General features: G+C 52.5%; 17 protein-coding genes and 2 tRNA genes. 17 read left to right on the plus strand and 2 right to left on the minus strand.

The window, feature by feature from the left end; all coding sequences use genetic code 11:
• Positions 1-14 precede the first annotated feature (14 nt).
• The 10 genes from FZ041_RS00860 (at position 15) to FZ041_RS00905 (ending at position 13,909) form a co-directional block, all read left to right on the plus strand.
• The gene (locus FZ041_RS00860) at positions 15-707 is read left to right on the plus strand and encodes a response regulator transcription factor (protein ID WP_075444588.1); all 693 of its coding nucleotides are present in this window, start codon (positions 15-17) and stop codon (positions 705-707) included.
• Positions 691-2,166: a sensor histidine kinase gene (locus tag FZ041_RS00865; protein ID WP_075444590.1), complete on the plus strand. Its 1,476-nt coding sequence runs from the start codon at positions 691-693 to the stop codon at positions 2,164-2,166. The genes FZ041_RS00860 and FZ041_RS00865 overlap by 17 nt, the downstream gene beginning before the upstream one ends.
• A gap of 5 nt (positions 2,167-2,171) precedes the next feature.
• Complete coding sequence (gene rfbD, locus FZ041_RS00870) at positions 2,172-3,026, plus strand: dTDP-4-dehydrorhamnose reductase (RefSeq protein WP_149188215.1); 855 nt, start codon at positions 2,172-2,174, stop codon at positions 3,024-3,026.
• Positions 3,027-3,227: 201 nt separating this feature from the next.
• Positions 3,228-4,493 carry a serine/threonine transporter SstT gene (sstT, locus tag FZ041_RS00875; RefSeq protein WP_149188216.1) on the plus strand — a complete coding sequence of 422 codons (1,266 nt, stop codon included), beginning with the start codon at positions 3,228-3,230 and terminating at the stop codon, positions 4,491-4,493.
• Between the two features lie 165 nt (positions 4,494-4,658).
• The gene (locus tag FZ041_RS00880) at positions 4,659-5,825 is read left to right on the plus strand and encodes an efflux RND transporter periplasmic adaptor subunit (RefSeq protein ID WP_149188217.1); all 1,167 of its coding nucleotides are present in this window, start codon (positions 4,659-4,661) and stop codon (positions 5,823-5,825) included.
• Positions 5,825-6,823: an HlyD family efflux transporter periplasmic adaptor subunit gene (locus FZ041_RS00885; protein WP_149188218.1), complete on the plus strand. Its 999-nt coding sequence runs from the start codon at positions 5,825-5,827 to the stop codon at positions 6,821-6,823. The genes FZ041_RS00880 and FZ041_RS00885 overlap by 1 nt, the downstream gene beginning before the upstream one ends.
• Positions 6,824-6,828: 5 nt before the next feature.
• Entirely contained in the window at positions 6,829-9,066 is a 2,238-nt protein-coding gene (locus FZ041_RS00890) for an NHLP family bacteriocin export ABC transporter peptidase/permease/ATPase subunit (protein ID WP_222931105.1), read from the plus strand.
• Positions 9,063-11,834 (plus strand): NHLP bacteriocin export ABC transporter permease/ATPase subunit, encoded by a 2,772-nt coding sequence (locus FZ041_RS00895; protein ID WP_149188220.1) that lies wholly within the window; start codon positions 9,063-9,065, stop codon positions 11,832-11,834. Before FZ041_RS00890 ends, FZ041_RS00895 begins: the two co-directional genes overlap by 4 nt.
• An 18-nt stretch (positions 11,835-11,852) precedes the next feature.
• Complete coding sequence (locus FZ041_RS00900; protein ID WP_149188221.1) at positions 11,853-13,352, plus strand: TolC family protein; 1,500 nt, start codon at positions 11,853-11,855, stop codon at positions 13,350-13,352.
• The gene (locus FZ041_RS00905) at positions 13,349-13,909 is read left to right on the plus strand and encodes an RNA polymerase sigma factor (RefSeq protein WP_149188222.1); all 561 of its coding nucleotides are present in this window, start codon (positions 13,349-13,351) and stop codon (positions 13,907-13,909) included. Before FZ041_RS00900 ends, FZ041_RS00905 begins: the two co-directional genes overlap by 4 nt.
• Before the next feature lie 72 nt (positions 13,910-13,981).
• Here FZ041_RS00905 and FZ041_RS00910 read toward each other — a convergent pair.
• Both FZ041_RS00910 and FZ041_RS00915 read right to left on the minus strand, forming a co-directional pair.
• Positions 13,982-14,072, minus strand: a tRNA-Ser gene (locus FZ041_RS00910).
• 11 nt (positions 14,073-14,083) lie between these two features.
• Positions 14,084-14,172: transfer RNA gene (locus tag FZ041_RS00915), tRNA-Ser, on the minus strand.
• Positions 14,173-14,292: 120 nt separating this feature from the next.
• Here FZ041_RS00915 and murI point away from each other — a divergent pair.
• From murI to FZ041_RS00950, 7 genes are all read left to right on the plus strand, one after another.
• Complete coding sequence (gene murI / locus FZ041_RS00920) at positions 14,293-15,072, plus strand: glutamate racemase (protein ID WP_149188223.1); 780 nt, start codon at positions 14,293-14,295, stop codon at positions 15,070-15,072.
• An 87-nt stretch (positions 15,073-15,159) separates the two neighbouring features.
• A complete protein-coding gene (locus FZ041_RS00925; RefSeq protein ID WP_075444598.1) occupies positions 15,160-15,591 on the plus strand; it encodes an acyl-CoA thioesterase in 432 nt (143 codons plus the stop codon).
• Positions 15,592-15,617: 26 nt separating this feature from the next.
• Entirely contained in the window at positions 15,618-16,169 is a 552-nt protein-coding gene (locus tag FZ041_RS00930; protein ID WP_149188224.1) for a hypothetical protein, read from the plus strand.
• A 14-nt stretch (positions 16,170-16,183) separates the two neighbouring features.
• Positions 16,184-16,843 (plus strand): coenzyme F420-0:L-glutamate ligase, encoded by a 660-nt coding sequence (locus tag FZ041_RS00935; RefSeq protein ID WP_149188225.1) that lies wholly within the window; start codon positions 16,184-16,186, stop codon positions 16,841-16,843.
• A gap of 50 nt (positions 16,844-16,893) precedes the next feature.
• Positions 16,894-17,640, plus strand: a complete 747-nt coding sequence (gene rph / locus FZ041_RS00940; RefSeq protein WP_149188226.1) for a ribonuclease PH — start codon at positions 16,894-16,896, stop codon at positions 17,638-17,640.
• 20 nt (positions 17,641-17,660) lie between these two features.
• Positions 17,661-18,260, plus strand: a complete 600-nt coding sequence (gene rdgB / locus FZ041_RS00945) for an RdgB/HAM1 family non-canonical purine NTP pyrophosphatase (protein WP_075444606.1) — start codon at positions 17,661-17,663, stop codon at positions 18,258-18,260.
• Positions 18,257-18,739, plus strand: a complete 483-nt coding sequence (locus FZ041_RS00950) for a metallophosphoesterase family protein (RefSeq protein ID WP_149188227.1) — start codon at positions 18,257-18,259, stop codon at positions 18,737-18,739. The genes rdgB and FZ041_RS00950 overlap by 4 nt, the downstream gene beginning before the upstream one ends.
• Positions 18,740-18,910: the final 171 nt, after the last annotated feature.

Raw genomic sequence — 18,910 nt, forward strand, 5'->3', positions numbered from 1 at the left:
GAGGTAGTTTTAGTATGACGAATACACGTATTTTTATTGTTGAGGATGAACGAAGGATTGCGCGTTTTCTGCAGATTGAGCTTGAACATGAAGGTTATGAGACGGAGACAGAGGAGAACGGCCTGCGGGCTTTTGAGCGCATTGCGCAGGAGGACTACGACCTCGTGCTGCTCGACATCATGCTGCCCGATATGGACGGCATGACAGTCTGCCGCAAGGTGCGTGAGATTTCGGATATTCCCATCATCATGCTGACGGCCCGGGATGATGTCGAGGACAAGGTGAACGGTCTCGACATCGGTGCCGATGACTATATGACGAAACCATTTGCCATCCAGGAACTGCTGGCCCGCGTCCGCAATGCCCTGCGCAAGCCGCGCGCTGATGGCCGCGAGGTGAGCCTCGAGGGAGAGAAGCTTCAGGTCCGTGATCTCATCATGTACCCGAGCCGCTATGAGGTACGCGTCAAGGGCGAGGAAGTCCAGCTGACGAAAAAAGAATATTCGCTGCTCGAGTACCTGCTGCGCAATAAACGCAATGTGCTTACGCGTGACCAGATCCTGCAGGAAGTATGGGGGTATGATTACACGGGAGACACGAACGTTGTCGATGTCTATATCCGTTACCTGCGGGCTAAGATTGACGATCATTTCGATGATAAATACATCTTTACTGTCCGAGGCGTAGGATATGCGATCAAGGATTAAAGCTTGGCTGCGTCATCCGGAGATGATGTTCAACCGGCTGCGTTATGCGCGGATTTCGACGAAAATCACTTGTTTCTATGCGTCGGTCCTGTTGCTTGTGCTGATTCTTACCAGTGTGCTGACAGGACTCGGCGTTTATTTTTCGTTTTACCACCAAGCTGAGGTGGAAATCGAGATCAGCATGAATCATGTACTCGAGCGCATGCGGCAGGGGCGCCCCATGGGGGACAGCTTCTGGCGGGATGATCCGGTCATGCCTGGCGTAGTGCTGCGCATCACGGATCTGTCGGGACAGGTCGTCTATGAAAACGATGCCCGCTATCCGTCCCTGCAGCGCATCGAGGGAAGCTCGGTGAAGAATCCGCCATTCTGGGCCAACAAGAATATGCAGGTTGCTGAGGTTCGCAATATGACCATCTATCATGCCAAGATGGATGTCGAGTACCAGGGGCAGATCTATCAGCTGCATTTCTTCAAGACCATAACGGCCGAAAAACATTTCCTGGAGACGCTGCAGAAAATTCTATTCCTCATGACGATACTGGGCTTTCTGCTGGCTCTGCTCGCTGGCTATTTCGTCAGCAAGCGCATCCTGCTGCCCATCCGCGAGATGACGGCTACGGCGCGCAAGATCGAGGTCGAGAAGATGGACCGCCGCATCACGGTGCCGCCGGCCCGTGATGAGCTCTCGGAGCTTGCCGATACGTTCAACCATATGCTCGAGCGCTTGGAGATAGGCTTCAAGCAGCAGCAGCGGTTTGTATCGGATGCCTCCCATGAGCTGCGCACGCCGGTCACGGTCATCCTGGGTTACTCGGATCTGTTGTCGCGCTGGGGACGCTCGGACAAGGAAGTGCTTGATGAGGGGATTTCATCGATACGCTCGGAGGCCGAGGACATGCAGCAATTGATCGAGAAGCTGCTGTTTTTGGCGCGTGCCGATCAGAAGCGGCAGGTACTCCATAAGGAGCGCATCGAATTGTCAGAGCTCGTCGAGGATGTCATGCGCAAGATGAAGCTGGTGACCAAGACCCATTCGGTGGATCTGCTCCAAAACGACGAGGGTGTCATCTATGCCGATCAGGTCACGATGCGGCAGATGATGCGCATCTTCTTGGAAAACAGTGTGAAGTATACGCCCCAGGGCGGACATATCACGGCCAGAGCGCGCCGCCTGCCGGATGGCGGCCATATCATGCTGGAATTGGCCGATGACGGTATCGGTATCGCCAAAGAAGACCAGCAGCGGGTATTCGAGCGGTTCTACCGTGTGGATGCGTCACGTACGAAGGCTGACGGTGGGGTCAGCGGTACGGGACTGGGCCTGTCGATCGCCAGCTGGATCTGTGAGCAGCACGGCATCGAGATTTCTATGGAGAGCGCACTCGGCAAGGGAACGAAGATGCTCTTGAAGATACCGCTGGCGGGGGAGAAGCCGCCGGCAGAGAGAAAGGATTAGGAAGCATGAAAGTATTGGTTACAGGTGTGACGGGGCAGCTTGGCTATGACTGCGTGCAGGAGCTGGAACGCCGTGGCATCGAGGTGAGGGGCGTAGCAAGCCGGGATTTTTCGCTGACGGATCATGCCGCAGCGAAACGGTATATCGAAACCTATCGCCCGGATGTGATTATCCATTGTGCTGCATACACGGCTGTGGACAAGGCTGAGGATGAGCAGGAAATCTGCGAGGCGATCAATGCGGAGGGCACGCGCAATCTGGCGAAGATCGCGCAGGAGCTGGCGGCAAAGATGATCTACATCAGCACGGACTACGTATTCCCCGGAGATGGTGAAAGGTTCTATGAACCGGCAGACAAGAAAGAGCCGCAGAATGCCTATGGCCTGTCCAAGCTCCACGGCGAAGAAGCTGTGCAGGAGCTCGTGGAGAAATACTTCATTGTCCGCATCTCGTGGGTGTTCGGCATCAATGGCCGGAATTTCATCCGCACGATGCTGAAGCTGGCGGAAACCCATGATACGCTGACGGTTGTCGACGATCAGATCGGCTCCCCAACCTATACGCATGACCTGGCTGTACTGCTGGCTGATATGGCCCAGAGCGATAAGTACGGCGTCTATCATGCTACGAATGAAGGGGTCTGCTCCTGGGCTGAGCTGGCGGCAGAGACGTTTCGTCAGGCGGGGCGCAAGGTGACGGTCACGCCGGTACCTTCCTCGGCTTATCCGACGAAGGCTGTGCGCCCCAAGAATTCGCGCATGAGCAAGGATTGCCTTGAGGCGGCGGGGTTCCATCGCCTGCCGGCCTGGCAGGATGCTGTGGGCCGCTACCTGCACGAACTTAACAGTAAAGCAGAATAAATACTTAATATGTCCATGATATACGCACATATCCCAAAGATATGTGCGTATTTTAGTACACAATATAAATAGTTCACTCTAGGAAAACATTTTTACTGAAATATCTTGCAAGGGTGTAAAGTTTGATGTATACTAACATATGTATTCCTAGCATAGACGGACTGATTTTACGTAATAAGAGTTGCAAGGGAGATGTTTCTGATGTCCAACCAGTTGAAGAAAATTGGTAGAAAGTATCAGGAAACGGCATTGATCAAATTGATTGCCGTAGGCCTGGTCATAGGTATTATCCTGGCGGTAGCCGCACCACAGACGGTGCCGGTCATCGCCATCTTCGGCGATCTGTTTGTACGCGCATTGAAGGGCGTAGCCCCGATCCTCGTCTTTGTGCTGGTCATGAATGCGATGGCACAGAAGAATGCTGATGCGAGTGCTTCGATGCGCCCGATTGTCAAGCTCTATGTGATTGCTACTTTCCTGGCGTCGCTGGTAGCGGTTGGCTTTTCCTTTGCCTTCCCGACCAGCCTGCAGCTGCAGATGGCTGATGCCAAGCTCGCGCCACCGAGTGGCATCCTGGAAGTCCTGCACAATCTGATCCTGAGCGTGGTGGACAATCCGATCCATGCAATCGCTTCGGCTAACTACATCGGTATCCTGGCTTGGGGTGTCCTCTGTGGCGTTGCTTTGCACAGCGCTTCTGATACCACGAAAGTCATGATCAATGATCTGGCGAAAACGGTAACGAAAATCGTCCAGTGGGTTATCCGCTTTGCACCGTTCGGTATCATGGGCCTCGTTGCCAATGCGATCGGGGAAAGCGGTCTTGGGGCGCTCTTGGGCTATGTCCAGCTGCTCGGCGTGCTGCTCGGTGCCTTCTTCTCGGTGGCACTCATCATGAATCCGCTGATCGTCTATGCGCATATCCACCGCAATCCGTTCCCGCTGGTTTGGACGACGCTGCGGGAAAGCGGTATCTATGCCTTCTTCACCCGCAGCTCAGCTGCTAATATCCCGGTGAATCTGTCGCTCTGCAAGCGCCTGCACCTCGATGAGGATACCTATTCGATTTCGATCCCGCTGGGGGCGACAATCAATATGAGCGGTGCGGCTATCACCATTGCAGTGTTGTCGCTGGCGGCAGCTCATACGCTGGGCCTTGACATCGACATGCCGACGGCGCTGCTGCTCTGCATCATCGCGACGGTTGGAGCCTGCGGTGCATCCGGTGTCGCTGGTGGTTCGCTGCTGCTTATCCCTGTAGCCTGCTCTTCATTTGGTATCGGCAATGATATTGCCATGCAGGTAGTTGGTGTTGGCTTTATCATCGGGGTGCTCCAGGATTCCTGTGAGACGGCACTCAACAGCTCGAGCGATGTCTTGTTCACGGCAACGGCAGAGCTTACCCAGCGGGCAAAGGCTGGTACATTGACAGCTGCGGATATGGTCCCGGATGCAGAAGAAGATTAAAAAGATATACGAAAACTTGCTTGTAAAAGGCTAAAGACTGTGCCTGTCAGTCTTTGGCCTTTTTTGTGCTTGCCAATATGCAGGTAGGATTCATTTGATTTTTGGCGAATCAATAAAGTAAGTACCTAATTATAGGAACCTAGTATAGAAGGGACAGGGCGAGATATGAAAAAGATTTATGGTGTAGCCATGGTGTTCATCCTTCTGATGGCACTGGCTATTGTAGCCTGGGGGGCATGGCTCAATTATAGCGATGAGAATCAGATCGCCAACCGCATGGATAACCGGCGGGTAGAAGTGACCGCCGCCAAGGCCGTGCGCCGGCAGTTTGCGCCAGCCATTTCCTTGGATGCTGTACGTTTCGCCAGTAGAAATATGACCGATGCGGTGGCTCTTACCGATGGCCGCATACTAAGCTGGCATGTGAATAAGAATGATAAAGTATATAAGGGACAGAATCTGGTGGAGATGGTCAATGAAAATGTTCCGCTGAAAATCCAGCAGGCGGAAAGTGCAATCAGCCGTGCTGAGGCTATGTTGACCCGAGCACGTAACAGCTATCAGCGCCAAGGGCGATTGATGTCCCGGCGGGCGACGTCCAAGGAAAAATATGAGGAAGCTGAGGCACAGTATATGGCGGCACAGGGGGCTTTGCGTGAGGCGCAGGTTCAGCGCGACCAGTACCTGGTCCAGCAGGACTGGCTGTCTGTGAAAGCACCATTGGATGGAGAGGTACTCTTGGTATATCAGAAAGCAGGGGCACAGGTTCAGGCGGGAACGCCTATTGCCTTGGTGGGAGATTTTTCCCGTTTGATGTTTTCACTGAATCTGACAGATGTGGATGCCCGCCATCTGCAGCTTGGTCAGGTAAGCAATCTGACTTTTGCTGAGCATAAACTTACAGGCAAAGCGTATGACACGGATTATGGTGCGGGCAATAAAGATCATGGCATGGGGATAAAAGCTGTCCTCAAAGAAATTGTTCCGGACCTTTCCGAGCCGGCGGATATCCGGCGTACGGTCTGGGAGGTCGACAATCGTGCCAGACTGCTGGAACCGATGATCTATACCGGTGTGACGATGCAGGCGGAGCAGTCCTATGAAGCCCTGACAATACCGTTGTCCGCAATGACAGATAAGTCCAATGATACTGTGTTTGTGATGGATGCAGATGGAATCATTCATCTGCGTGAGGTAAAAGCAGGGGCAGACGATCAAAAATATATTGAGATTTACGAGGGCCTTGAAGAAGGGGATATTGTCATTGTGGGGAATCTGGAAGGCCTGGAAGATGGCATGCGGGTGGATGCAGCGCTGGAAGGTGATGACTGATGGGCGAAGAGAAAAAAACGGTTGGAGCAGCGCGCTGGAACCGGAAGGGCAATGAGATATTCAGCAAGGAAGCGCTGGACAAGATGCGTTCTCCGGAAAAACTGGATATGACAATGAGCATTACCACTCCGATTGGCTGGATGGGAGTTATCTCGGTAGCTGTTATGATGCTGGCAGTTGTTATCTGGTCTATCTTTGGTTCATTTACCGTAAAGGCAGATGGTATGGGATTGATCATGGATTCTTCTGGCGTATCAAAAGTCTGTGCCATGGCGGGGGGGAGCATGGATGAGATTTATGTCCATCCTGGTGACAAAGTGAAAAAAGGAGACCTTATCGCGCATGTGAGCATGGTACAAGAGGAGGCGGCTACCCGTATGGCCAAATACGGGCCGGGATTGGCATCCAGCTCGCGTGAGGCTGTGAGCCGTGTCCATGAATTTGATTCCCGCCGCTATCAGCAAGAGGCAATGGAATACATTTACTCCCCTTATGACGGTACGGTGGATGAGATCATGGTACGAGAAGGCAGTATTGTCACAAATGGCATGCCTGTCATTACTATGCGTATAGATGGCGGACGGGAGTATCTCAAAGGTGTCCTGTATATTCCGGTAGAAAAAGGAAAGCGGGTAGAGAAGGGGCAGACTATCCAGCTGGCGCCCAATGGGGTGGATATTTCCCAATCGGGCAGTCTTTTGGGGACGGTGCGTTCCGTATCGCAGTATCCGGTAACGGCGCAATCGATGCAGAAGAATTTGGGGAATGAACAATTGGCGCAGTGGATTGTTTCCAAGCAGCAAAGTGCGGTAATGGAAGTGAACTTTGATTTGGTACGTGACCCGGGGTCGGAGTCCGGCTATCTCTGGACATCCAGTGTCGGTGAGCATAAACCCATTACAGCAGGCAGTTTTGTCACGGGGTCCATCATTATTGAACGGCGGCCGCCCATCGAGAAAGTCTTTTATAAGCTGAGTCAATGGTTAAGGGGCAGGTGATCCGGGTGAATGTTATCGAACGATTGAAGAACACTTTTTGGTCGGGTAAATACCGGGTCAAAGTCCCTACGGTTTTACAGATGGAGGCCACGGAATGCGGGGCGGCTGCACTGGGGATGGTCCTGGCGCATTACGGCCTTTGGATTCCGCTGGAAAAGCTGCGGGCAGAATGCGGTGTGAACCGTGATGGCTCTAAGGCCAGTTGTGTAATCCGGGCAGCCCGTAATCGGGGCTGTGAGGCTGACGGCTACCGCTGGTCAGCGGGGGATCTTTTGGAACTGGCTGGGGAAGAAGATGTTTTTCCCTTGATTATCCACTGGGAGTTCAACCACTTTGTAGTTTTAGAGGGAATCACCAACGGCAAGGCGTATCTCAATGATCCTGCAATGGGACGGCGTACGGTGCCTTGGGAGGAGTTTCGCACCTCATACACAGGCGTATCCTTACAGATTATGCCAGGGCCGGATTTTCAAAAAGCCGGTCACCGGTACAACGTCTTTAAGGATGTGGCAGGAAAGCTCCTGCAGGATCGTTGGGCTTTGACCTTTATCATTATTTTGGAATTATGTGCGATTATACCTGGTCTGGCTGGCCCGGTGATGAGCCAGATATTCTTGGATGATATTCTTACCCGCAAGCATTTGGATTGGATGACGAACTTCTGTCTGGCTATGACGGTGTCGTTTATTCTGTCCGGTATCATGACTTGGCTTAGGGCCGTGGTGTTGACGCAGTGGCAGCGCAAGCTTACCTTAGCAGACAGTTCTGCTTATTTTTGGCATTTGCTGAAGCTGCCGATGCAGTTTTTCCATCAGCGTTATGCAGCTGAGGTGGCAGGCCGTGTGGGGTTCAATGAGTCCATTGCCGGAACGCTGTCGGGACCGGCGGCTACGGCGGTGCTGGACTTATTTGTGGCGGTGTTTTATCTCTTATTGCTATTGCAATATAATGTGGCTCTGACCCTTATCGGTGTGGCATTCAGCTCCGTGGAAATTATTTTATTCTTTGCGATGCGGCGGCATCTCACAGACCTCAATATGCGTATGCAGCAGGATGCCGGCAAGGCATATGGTGTGGCCATGAATGGTTTGCGTATGATCGAGACCATCAAGGCCAGTGGTGATGAGGCGGATTTCTTTACCAAATGGTCAGGCTATCAGACCAAGGTGTTGATGGCCTCGCAGGAGACGGCTCTTTGGGCCATGTCTGTGAAGCTGTTGCCTACTTTGCTGGCGGGCATCAATGGGGCCTTGATTATGACGGTGGGCGGTTTTTCTATTATGGAAGGCGCTATGACTGCTGGTATGTTCATGGCTTTTCAGCATCTGATGGGGAGCTTTCAGGCACCGGTCAATGCGCTGGTGGGTTTGGGAGCCACTTTGCAGACCACAGAAATGCAGATGCAGCGTCTTAACGATGTGCGTGCTTATGAAGTGGATCATTTGAATTTTCCAACTGCTGAAGAAGAAGCGGCAAAATCGTTTCCGCAGGAACGATTGTCAGGAGATTTATTGCTGAAAGATGTAAGCTTTGGTTACAGCCCATTGGAAAAGCCTTTATTGGAACACTTTGATCTTCATGCCAGTCCCGGCCGCTGGGTGGCCGTGGTTGGGGCTTCTGGCAGTGGCAAGAGCACGCTGGCGAAGATTGTCACTGGTCTTTATGAGGAATGGAGCGGAGAGGTACGTTTGGATGGGGTGCTTCGCCGCGATGTACCGCGCAAGATGATTACAAGCTCATTGGCAGCTGTCGACCAGGATATTTTCCTTATCAGTGGTACGGTGGCAGAGAATATTGCGCTATTTGACCATACGGTCAGCAGGAGTGATATCATTGCGGCTGCTCAGGATGCTTGCATTCATGAGGACATCTTAAAACTCAATGGTACCTATGAAGCAGTCATACAGGAAGGTGGCATGAATTTTTCCGGTGGCCAGCGGCAACGGCTGGAGATTGCCCGGGCTTTGGCCATAAATCCGTCCCTTCTCGTTCTGGATGAAGCAACCAGTGCGCTTGATCCGATTACGGAAAAACGAGTGCTGGACAATATCCGTCATCGGGGCTGTACTTGTTTGATTGTGGCACATCGCTTGTCCACGATTCGTGACTGTGATGAAATCATAGTCCTGTCCAAGGGAAAGATTGTCGAGCGGGGCAAGCATCGGGAGATGATAAAGCATGATGGCCCCTATCGCCGTTTGATTGAGGAACGGGAACAGGAAGAAATGGAAAGCGTGGAATGACGATGAGAAAAAAACTCTTTGCCGGAGATCGCTTCCTGCTGGAGGAAGATAAGAGTTTCTGGCAAGTGGTATCCGGTAGTGTGGAAGTTTATGCCACTACCCAGAAAGGCGGCGAAATTTCTTTCCATCAGTGTTATTTGCTGGAAAAGCGGGCCGGAGAAGCGGTATTTCCTGCTTTGGATGATTTTCAGGAGGTCCGCATGCAGATTTATGCCTTAGAGGATTGCGAACTCGAACTTTTCAGGTGGCAGGATGTTGATGGTGAATATCTGCGCCAGCAGATGGAGGAATGGTTTTTCGGTTTGGTGCAGATTTCCTGGCTTCGCTTGCTGGCAGACAAGGGCGATGACATGCTGCAGCTGTGGAAAAAGCGGCAAGTGCTGGCCGCTGCCACAAGCAATCCGGAAATATATGAAACATTTATTCAACACGAAAGTATCTTGTCCATGCTGCTATGGGTGCGTTTCGGTGCCAGCGATAAGCGGCTGGCCCGTCGCATCCGCATGCGGGATAAGAGTAAGATTGTACTGGTGGAAAATGGCATTCGCAGCCTTTTGGGCGAAGAGCAGCTGTTTGATGGTGGTAAAGATATAGAACATGATAAGGCGCTTTGGGAGGAAGCTACGTTTGCTGTACGGCAGGTAGCAGCCGCATTGAAAATGCCGGTGGATTTCATTGGCTTGGAGGATACGCTTACCAGGGATTGGGATGAAGTGGCAATCCTGCGTCGTTTGATGCAAAAAGGAAATATGCAGATGCGGCTGGTAACTTTGCCAGATAATTGGTATAAGCGTGATTCCGGGGTCTTGCTGGGATTCTATACTGCTCCCGATACAGGTGCGAAGGAAATCGCAGCGCTTATTCCTATGGCACCGGATAGCTACAGAGTTTTTATGCCCCAGCATCCGGAGGGCATCGCGCTATCTGGTGATGAGGCTCAAAACGTCAGCCGGGATGCCTTTCAATGCTATGCGGGATTTCCGGCACGGGCCTTAAAATTATGGGATCTGATAAAATTCATGTTTCATCAATGCTGGCTGGCAGATTATCGCACCATTCTTATTTGCAGTCTGTTTGCAGGACTTATTCCGCTGGCTACGCCGCTTATTACGGAAACCATTTTCCAGGATATCATACCCATCTTAGACCGGCAGGGATTGGCGACTGTTACGCAGGCTTTGATGGTGACCAGTTTTACTACGGCAGCGTTGGGGATTGTGCGTTCCATTGCGGTGCTGCGCATAGCTAATCGCATCGAGATGTCTGCTGAAGCGGCTATGTGGGGGCGGCTCATGAGCTTGCCGACTAAATTCTTCCGCCGGTTTACGGTGGGAGAACTTGCAAGCCGCATGGGCGGCATCGGCATAGCCAAAGGACTGGCTTCTGGCGAATTCGTAAGCTCCATTTTGAGTTTCGTTTTTTCCTTTTGGAGCATTTTCCTCATGTGTTATTACAGCATGAAACTTACGGCGGCGGCTATTGTCGTCTGGCTGGTGTATTCTCTGTTTGTAGCTATTGTTCTGCGGCGGGTGCTGTTTTTCCAGCGCAAGATCATTGAGGCAGGCAATAAATCCGCAGGTACGGTACAGCAGATTTTTGCTGGCCTGCCAAAATTCCGGGTACAGGGAGCTGAGGAACAGGCCTACAATCTTTGGACGCGCACCTTTGGCGAGCATTGGAATTGGACCCTTAAGCTGCGCTGGCAGAATAACTACACGTCGATTATCTCCAGTATTCAGCCGTTTGTGTTGACGCTGATCCTGTACTATATCGCGGTCTATGGCATGAATGAGGTAAGCCCCGATGGCAAGATCGTCAATACGGGGATTGGCTATGCCCAATTCATTGCCTTTAATGCAGCGTATTCTAGTTTCAATGGCGTGATGGGGGGCGTCATCGGCTTGGTAAGCCAGTATTTTGCCATCCAGCCCCAGCTGGAGAATCTGCGGCCGATTTTAGAAGCTGTTCCGGAAACTACCGAAGAAAAACAGGAAGCGGGTCAATTGTCCGGTGCAATCGAAGTAAGTCATCTGTCCTTTGCCTATACCCATGTGATACCTGATCAGAAGGGCGGCGTTGAGGAGGTGGAAGGCGAGGATGTCCTGAAAGATGTGAGTTTTTCGATAGCGGCCGGGGAGAATGTAGCCATTGTCGGCAGGTCTGGCAGCGGCAAGAGTACGCTGGTGCGATTGTTGTTGGGATTTGAAATGCCCAAGCGGGGGAGTATTACCTTTGACGGGCAGGATCTATCCGAATTGGCTTTGCCATCGGTCCGCTCCCAGATGGGGGTTGTCCTGCAGAATGGGCAGCTCATGACAGGGGATATCTATACAAATATCGTAGGTACACGGATGCTTCCTCAGGAGGCTGCCTGGGCTGCAGCAGAGGCAGCTGGTATTGCCGAAGATATTGCCGATATGCCTATGGGTATGCAGACGATTATCAGTGAGGGCAGTTCAAATATATCCGGCGGGCAGCGTCAGCGTATATTGATTGCCCGGGCTTTGGTGGGAAATCCTGCGATTTTGATTCTCGACGAAGCTACTAGTGCGCTAGACAATCGTTCGCAGGCCATCGTGACCCGCAGCTTGGACAAGCTTAAATCTACCCGCATCGTGGTAGCTCATCGTCTTTCCACTATCCGCCAGTGCGATCGTGTCATTGTCATGGATGATGGGCGCATAGCGGAGATGGGAAGTTTTGATGAATTATTGGCAAAGGGCGGGCTCTTTGCTGAGTTGGTAAAACGTCAGGTGACAGGGGCCTGAACAGGAAGGTGATACTCCATGAAATTGAACAATACGTTATATTTAGCCAGCATACTAAGTTGCAGTCTTGCCATTTCTTCCGGAATCTGCTCGGCAGAACAGGTACAGCTTTCCCTGGACGAAAGTATCAGCATGGCGCTGGCAGATGATGCGAGCATTGAGTCTGCTGATGCGCAAAGAGAAGCAGCGGATCATGCGCTGAAGGCGGCCAGACGCAACAAGGGACCAATAGTCAGCTGGAATTCGCAGGCGTACAAGATTGGCGGCAGGAATTACCAGTCTGCGAACGATGCACACGATGCCTATGGTGACCCGCATGCGGGAGATTACCGGCCTGTATATATTACGGAATCCGGATTGCCGCGTTTGGGCAATCCGGTAACCGTAGGTTCCTATCCCTATCACAATACGTTTGCCAATAGCTGGAAACTCACGGTGCCTGTCTATACCGGCGGCCAGCTGGAAGGGCAGATTGCAGCTGCCCGTTACCGCTTGAATCGCGCCGATATGGAGCGGGAAAACATGCGCCAGACCGTACGTTATCAGGCAGCGGAAGCATATGCCAATCTTATTTACCGGGAAAATATTGCGCAGATTGCACAGGATGCGGTAGATAAGGGCAATACCCAGCTGGAACTTATCCGTGCCCAGTTTGAGGAGGGGGCAGTAGCGGAAGCGGATCTTTTGATGATGAAGGTAAATATTGCGAATTACAAGCAGAATCTGGTTACGGCAGAGGCGGCGGTAGCTGTGGCAAAATCTACGCTTGCCAGTGTGGTAGGGCTACCGCAGGATATGGATGTCGAGCCATCGACGGTCTTTTCCTATGAGCCGTACGATAAGGATTTGCCGGCTTGTGAATCCTATGCTTTGGCACATCGTCCGGATGGACTGGCGGCAGAGTATGATATCAAGGCGGCTAATGCGCAGATGGAGACGGCTAAATCTGGTTACCGGCCTAAGGTATCCGCAGTGGCTACACAGAATATTGCCAGCAATTATCCGTTCCGGAGCGAGCGCAGCAATGCCTGGGAGGCAGGGGTGAATGTCTCTTGGAATATATTTGATAACGGGATAACTGAGGCGAATGTCCGGCAGGCAGATGCGAATATCCGTGCTTATGAAGCAAAAGCACGGCAGGTAAAGAAGAATATCCAGCTGGATACCCGCAAGGCTTATCTTGAAATGAAGGCGGCTGAGCAGAATATCACGGAGACGGCCGCTGCAGTCAAACAGGCACAGGATAGCTATACAATCGCGCAGGTACGCTATGAGGAGGGCGTCGATGTGCTTTTGGGGGTAACGGATGCGCAGGAAAAATTCATCCAGGCCCGTTCCAATTATATTACGGCCCTGTATCAGTATAATCTCAGTCAGGCCAAATTGGAAAAAGCTATGGGCGTACCGGTGGCTTTTGACAGCCAGCGGTACCAGGCGGCTGAAGGCGAGGGCGCATCTGCCGAGCAGGCTTTAGAAGAGGCCAGTGTTTCTCAAGGATTAATGGAGGCTGAAAAATGAGCGAAGTCAAAAATACAGCTTATTGGGGGAGGCTGGCGGTTAAGGCGGTTAGTGATTCAGCTGCACTTACGGAATTGTATGAATACTATTTCCCCCGGGTTTATCAATATCTGCTGGGCAAGACAAAAGACCGTGGCCTGGCAGATGAACTGGTCAGCGATACCTTTATCCGCATGTACCAGCATTTGGAGCAGTTTGATCCGGAAAAGGGGGCCTTTTCTACGTGGCTGTTTCGCATTGCGCAAAATGTAATGAATAAATATTATGGCAGCAAGGCCTATACAATGAACGCTCCCTGGGATGAGGCGTTCGATCCCGCCGATGATCGTCAGGATACGCCGGAGGGACAGGCGCTGACACGGGAACGTACCGAGGAGCTGCGGGCGGCCATTCTGCAGCTGCCAGAGCGCCAGCAAAAGATTTTGGAGATGACCTATTGGCTGGAAATGAACTCCAATGAGATTGCCGGCCAATTGGGGATCGCGCCAAGTTCTGTCCGGGTGGCGCTCAAGCAGGCCCGGGACAAACTAAAGGGAATACTGAAAGAAAAAGATTAAAAGGGATATGAAAAAAGCGACTGCGAACAAAAATGCTTCCGCATTTTGTTCACAGTCGCTTATAATTTTCAGTGGCGGAGTGGAGAGGATTCGAACCTCCGCACCGGTTACCCAGCCTAACGATTTAGCAAACCGTCCTCTTCAGCCTCTTGAGTACCACTCCATGTATTTATATGGCGGAGAGGGTGGGATTCGAACCCACGCACCTGTTACAGCCTACCGGTTTTCAAGACCGGACTCTTCAACCACTTGAGTACCTCTCCATAATGAACAGATATATTATAGCAGGAATGCGGATATCTTGTCAAACAAGTAGCAGATTGCTATAATAGCCATTGGATTATTTTTATGTATGTTATAGATGCGTTTTAGGAGCTGAGTGCATGAAAATCGCATTTTTTGATTCAGGAGTTGGCGGCTTATCGGTGCTGCATCACGCGATGAAGGTCCTGCCGCATGAGCAGTTCGTTTTTTTTGCTGATGAGGATAATGTTCCATACGGAACCAAGAGCAAGGAACAGGTCCGTGATTTCGTGGCGGGCGCCTTTGATTTCCTTATGACGAAGGATGTCAAGGCAATCGTCACGGCCTGCAATACGGCGACGTCGGTGGCAGTGGCAGAGATGCGCCGCCGCTACGATATCCCCATCATCGGGATGGAGCCGGCGGCTAAGAAGGCGCTGGATATGGATGGCGAGCATCGGGTCTTGGTGACGGCAACGCCTATAACGGTGAAGGGCCGCAAGATGGAACTGCTCATCGAGAAGGTCGATAAAGACCATCTCGTTGACCGGCTGGCACTGCCGGAGCTGGTGGAGTTTGCAGAGCGCCAGGAGTTTGAGTCACAGGCGGTGACGGACTATCTGGCCAGTCAGTTCGCGCCCTTTGACTTCAGTGAGTACTCGGCTTTGGTCCTGGGCTGCACGCATTTCAACTATTTCAAGGATACGATGCGCCGCCTGCTGCCGGATAATGTGGCGTTTGTCGACGGCAACGAGGGGACGGTGCGCGAGCTCATACGGCGGCTCAAGGAGTGCAACCAATTGGAAGACCAGAGGCAGACCGTGGAGTATTATTATTCGGGCCGGCTGGTCAAGGAAGCAGCGGAACTTGACCGCTTGCAGGCGTATCTGCGGCGGTTGGACAAGATGTATAGGATTTGACTTGACTTTAGACGGCAATTGTTCTAGGCTATACATTGTGTATTTCATTTATTAATGAAAGAAAATTTTTCCGTTGGGAGGGATTGTATGCCGGTCATTACGGAACATCACGTGAATTTCTACGACACGGATGCGATGGCGGTCGTACATCATTCGAACTACATCCGCTGGTTTGAGATTGGCCGTGTGGAGTATCTGCGGTCCATCGGCATCACGCTGGGTGAGCTGATGGAGGATGGTTTCGTGTTTCCAATCACGGACGTCCGGGCCAAGTACGTGTCGCCGGGCAAGTTTGACGATGTCGTGCTCATCGAGACGACACCGACGGCGCTGACAAAGGCCAAGATGGCCTTTGATTACCGCATCATCCGCAAGGCCGATGGCGAGGTCATGGTAACCGGCCATTCCCAGAATGTGTTCACCAGTCAGGAAACAGGACGCATCACCCGTTTGCCGGAAAAATATTATAGTATATTAGCGGCAGCCATGGCAAAAGAGAAAGCCATGCAGCCGCAATAAGCATCTGGATTTTAGGAGGAATCATTGTGACAATCGTTTACGTTATCGTTGGTCTGATTGTTCTGGCCGCAGTGGCCGCTAAACTCTATCTCGCAGCTGCCGGTATCGAGGACATCCGTGTGGACACGAGTGCACCGGTCGTTGTTGAGGCGCAGGATGACAATAGCATCGTGCTGTCGAAGAAGCTGAACTTCTATAATGAAGGCAAGCAGTGTGCGACCATCATGGATGCAATCTGCCGTTCACAGCTGCCCTATGAGCAGTATGACGGCATCGAGGTTCGTGGCAAGGCAGAGCGCGAAGGGGAGGTCCGTGAGGATGACTACTTCGAGGCTGTGCTGATCCAGAAAAAGGGCGATGCCCATGCTGAGGACAAGCTGAATATCTTCGCGAAAGTCAAGCTGACGCCGCGCAAGGGCCAGGATCTCAAGACGGCGCTTTCGCATATGGTTGACCTGCCGCTGGATTTCATCTGGATGGAGACGGGCCGCACGCCGTGGCATTACCGCAAGATCCGTCTGGTGTTCACGGCTGAAGAGATTGCCCAGCTGGCAGGCGTCCAGCTGGTACAGGACTAAGGAGGTAGCGAGCAATGGCAGAAGAATTAGAACTCATCCCGGTGCCGACGCGCATCCTGACAGAAAAAGACGATATCGTTGATGCAATCGAGCGTTATACGAAAGACAAGATTGGCGAGAATGATCTGCTCTGCTGCGCAGAGAGTGTCGTGGCCATCACGCAGGGACGTTACGTACGTCCGGAGGATCTCAAGATCAGCCGCGTGGCACAGTTTTGCTGCCGCTTCATCCCCGACTATGGTTCGCTGGCATCGCCCCATGGCATGCAGTCGCTGATGGATGTCGAGGGCAAGTGGCGTGTGGCCTTTGCGCTGTTTGCTGGCTTCATTGCCAAGATCTTTGGCAAGTCCGGCATGTTCTATGTCTGGGGCGGCAAAGAGACGGCTATGATCGATGACGTTACGGGCACGATGCCGCCGTTTGACAAATGCATCGTCTACGGCCCGGGCGAGCCTAATGAGGTCGTAAATAAGATCCAGCAGCGTCTCGGCTGCTTCGGGGCGATGATCGCCGATGTCAATGACCTCAAGCGTTCGCGTGTGGTCGGTGTCACGGATAAGGTCGATGGCCCGAAGGCTGCACAACTCTTGATCGATAACCCGTTCGGCAATGCTTCCCAGAAGACGCCGATCTGCATCATCAAGAACTATCGCCAGTATCAAGAAAAGAATTGAAGATGAAGAACCTCCCCGCAGGGGGAGGTTTTTTTGACAGGAGGGATATCATGCAACGCATAGACCGGCGGAGCGCGGACCAGCTCCGTCCATATACGATACATCGTCATTTCCAGAAATATCCGGCCGGTTCGGTGCTCATCGAGATGGGCAACACGAAGGTCATTTGTGCCGCAACGGTCGAGGACAGGGTGCCGTTCTTCCTCAAGGGAACCGGCGAGGGGTGGATCACAGCCGAATACTCGCTGCTGCCGAGCGCCACAGGCACACGCACGCAGCGTGAAGCCGTGCGTGGCAAGCAGTCGGGCCGCACACAGGAAATCGAGCGGCTGATTGGCCGCAGCCTGCGCTCGGTGGTCGATACGAAAGCCATCGGCGAGCGCACCATCATGATCGACTGCGATGTCATCCAGGCGGATGGCGGTACGCGTACGGCGTCGATCACCGGTGCCTTTGTCGCTTTGGTGGAGGCGTGTGCCTCATTTTATGAGAAAGGAAATATTTTCCCAGTCAAAGACTTTGTTTCGGCTATCAGTGTTGGCATCAGTCATGAAAACGAACCGATACTCGACCTTTGCTATGAGGAGGATTCACAAGCTATCGTTGATATGAATGTCGTTATGACTGGTGAGGGCAAATTCGTTGAGGTTCAAGGTACTGGTGAGGGCAGGCCTTTTTCTCATGCGGAACTTGGCGCTTTGCTGCAGCTTGGCGAGAAGGGGTGCCGTGAACTCATTTCGTATCAGAAGGATGTGCTGGGCGGCCAGCTTGTCTGGCTGGTCGGCCGTGAAGGATGAAAGCAGTGGGGAGGAAATCCATGCAGAAAATCGTGATTGCAACCAAGAATCCAGGCAAGGTGCGCGAGATGGCGGCGGCGCTCAGCGCGCTGCCGTTTGATGTCGTATCGCTCGCGGAGTTCGGCGAGCTGCCAGATGCCATCGAGGATGGCAAGACGTTCGCTGAGAATGCGCTCATCAAAGCGGCTTATTATCAGCAGCAGACGGGCTGTGCCTGCATTGCTGATGATTCGGGGCTGGAGATTGCAGTGCTGGATGGTGCGCCAGGCATCCATTCGGCTCGTTTCGCCGGCTTCCATGCCGATGATGCGACCAACAATGCGAAGATGGTTGAAGAGCTGCAGCGCGCTGGTGTCAGCGAATCGGCAGCTGATTACCGCTGTGCCATCGCCTTCGTGGATGAGGATGGGGCGGTGCTGACGGCTGAGGGACGCTGCGATGGGCAGATAAAGCTCACGCCGCGCGGCACGAATGGCTTTGGCTATGATCCGTATTTCTATCCGCAGGAATATCCGGGCCGTACGATGGCTGAGCTCACGCTGGCAGAAAAACAGCAGATCAGCCATCGCGGCAAGGCACTCAAGGTGTTAGCGCAAAAGCTGGAGGCAGGACAGGAATGAAAATCGGAATCGTAAGCGATAGCCATGGAGACACCCAGGCACTGGACCTGATGCTGGCCCATCCGGAAGCCCAGGAGGTAGAGGGGTGGTTCTTTGCCGGTGATATCGCCATGGACGCGGAATATCTGGCGATGGTCACGCAGCTGCCTGTGGCGAAGGTGGCTGGCAACAATGACTGGCCATATACGAGCCTTGAGGATGCCCTCGTGACGGAGATCGAGGGACACCGCATCCTGCTGACCCATGGTCATCTCTACGGTGTGCAGTTCTCTACGGATATGCTGGTGCAGGCAGCGGCTGCGCAGCAGGCAGATATCGCCATATATGGCCATACGCACGTCGCGGATATCCAGCCGGGCGAGGTCACGGTGCTCAATCCTGGCAGTATTGCCCGGCCGCGAGATGCGGCCAAAGGGTCATTCATGGTGGCGGAGCTGCAGGCTGATTGCGAGCCGGTTGTGAAGCTTATACGGATATAAATATTTTAAATTCTGCAATAATCCAGCAATAAAAAAAACGAATTTTTTTTTTACGAAAATAAAAATTACAGCAGGAATTTTCCCGTAAATCGCTAATATACTAATTGATGTGATAGTTGTCACGCGCGTCTCCATGGGAACTGGGGTAAAAAGTGAACTGGGTTCACTATT

This window comes from Pseudoselenomonas caprae (genome assembly GCF_008271345.1).
In the GTDB taxonomy this organism is placed as follows: Bacteria; Bacillota; Negativicutes; order Selenomonadales; family Selenomonadaceae; genus Selenomonas_A; species Selenomonas_A caprae.

What these genes read in the sequence shown, in the direction of transcription:
- FZ041_RS00900 (WP_149188221.1), top strand. Translation starts at nt 11,853, where the DNA reads ATGAAATTGAACAATACGTTATATTTAGCCAGCATACTAAGTTGCAGT.
- FZ041_RS00905 (WP_149188222.1), top strand. Translation starts at nt 13,349, where the DNA reads ATGAGCGAAGTCAAAAATACAGCTTATTGGGGGAGGCTGGCGGTTAAG.
- FZ041_RS00925 (WP_075444598.1), top strand. Translation starts at nt 15,160, where the DNA reads ATGCCGGTCATTACGGAACATCACGTGAATTTCTACGACACGGATGCG.
- FZ041_RS00885 (WP_149188218.1), top strand. Translation starts at nt 5,825, where the DNA reads ATGGGCGAAGAGAAAAAAACGGTTGGAGCAGCGCGCTGGAACCGGAAG.
- FZ041_RS00860 (WP_075444588.1), top strand. Translation starts at nt 15, where the DNA reads ATGACGAATACACGTATTTTTATTGTTGAGGATGAACGAAGGATTGCG.
- FZ041_RS00880 (WP_149188217.1), top strand. Translation starts at nt 4,659, where the DNA reads ATGAAAAAGATTTATGGTGTAGCCATGGTGTTCATCCTTCTGATGGCA.
- FZ041_RS00950 (WP_149188227.1), top strand. Translation starts at nt 18,257, where the DNA reads ATGAAAATCGGAATCGTAAGCGATAGCCATGGAGACACCCAGGCACTG.
- rph (WP_149188226.1), top strand. Translation starts at nt 16,894, where the DNA reads ATGCAACGCATAGACCGGCGGAGCGCGGACCAGCTCCGTCCATATACG.
- rfbD (WP_149188215.1), top strand. Translation starts at nt 2,172, where the DNA reads ATGAAAGTATTGGTTACAGGTGTGACGGGGCAGCTTGGCTATGACTGC.
- sstT (WP_149188216.1), top strand. Translation starts at nt 3,228, where the DNA reads ATGTCCAACCAGTTGAAGAAAATTGGTAGAAAGTATCAGGAAACGGCA.
- rdgB (WP_075444606.1), top strand. Translation starts at nt 17,661, where the DNA reads ATGCAGAAAATCGTGATTGCAACCAAGAATCCAGGCAAGGTGCGCGAG.
- FZ041_RS00935 (WP_149188225.1), top strand. Translation starts at nt 16,184, where the DNA reads ATGGCAGAAGAATTAGAACTCATCCCGGTGCCGACGCGCATCCTGACA.
- FZ041_RS00895 (WP_149188220.1), top strand. Translation starts at nt 9,063, where the DNA reads ATGACGATGAGAAAAAAACTCTTTGCCGGAGATCGCTTCCTGCTGGAG.
- murI (WP_149188223.1), top strand. Translation starts at nt 14,293, where the DNA reads ATGAAAATCGCATTTTTTGATTCAGGAGTTGGCGGCTTATCGGTGCTG.
- FZ041_RS00865 (WP_075444590.1), top strand. Translation starts at nt 691, where the DNA reads ATGCGATCAAGGATTAAAGCTTGGCTGCGTCATCCGGAGATGATGTTC.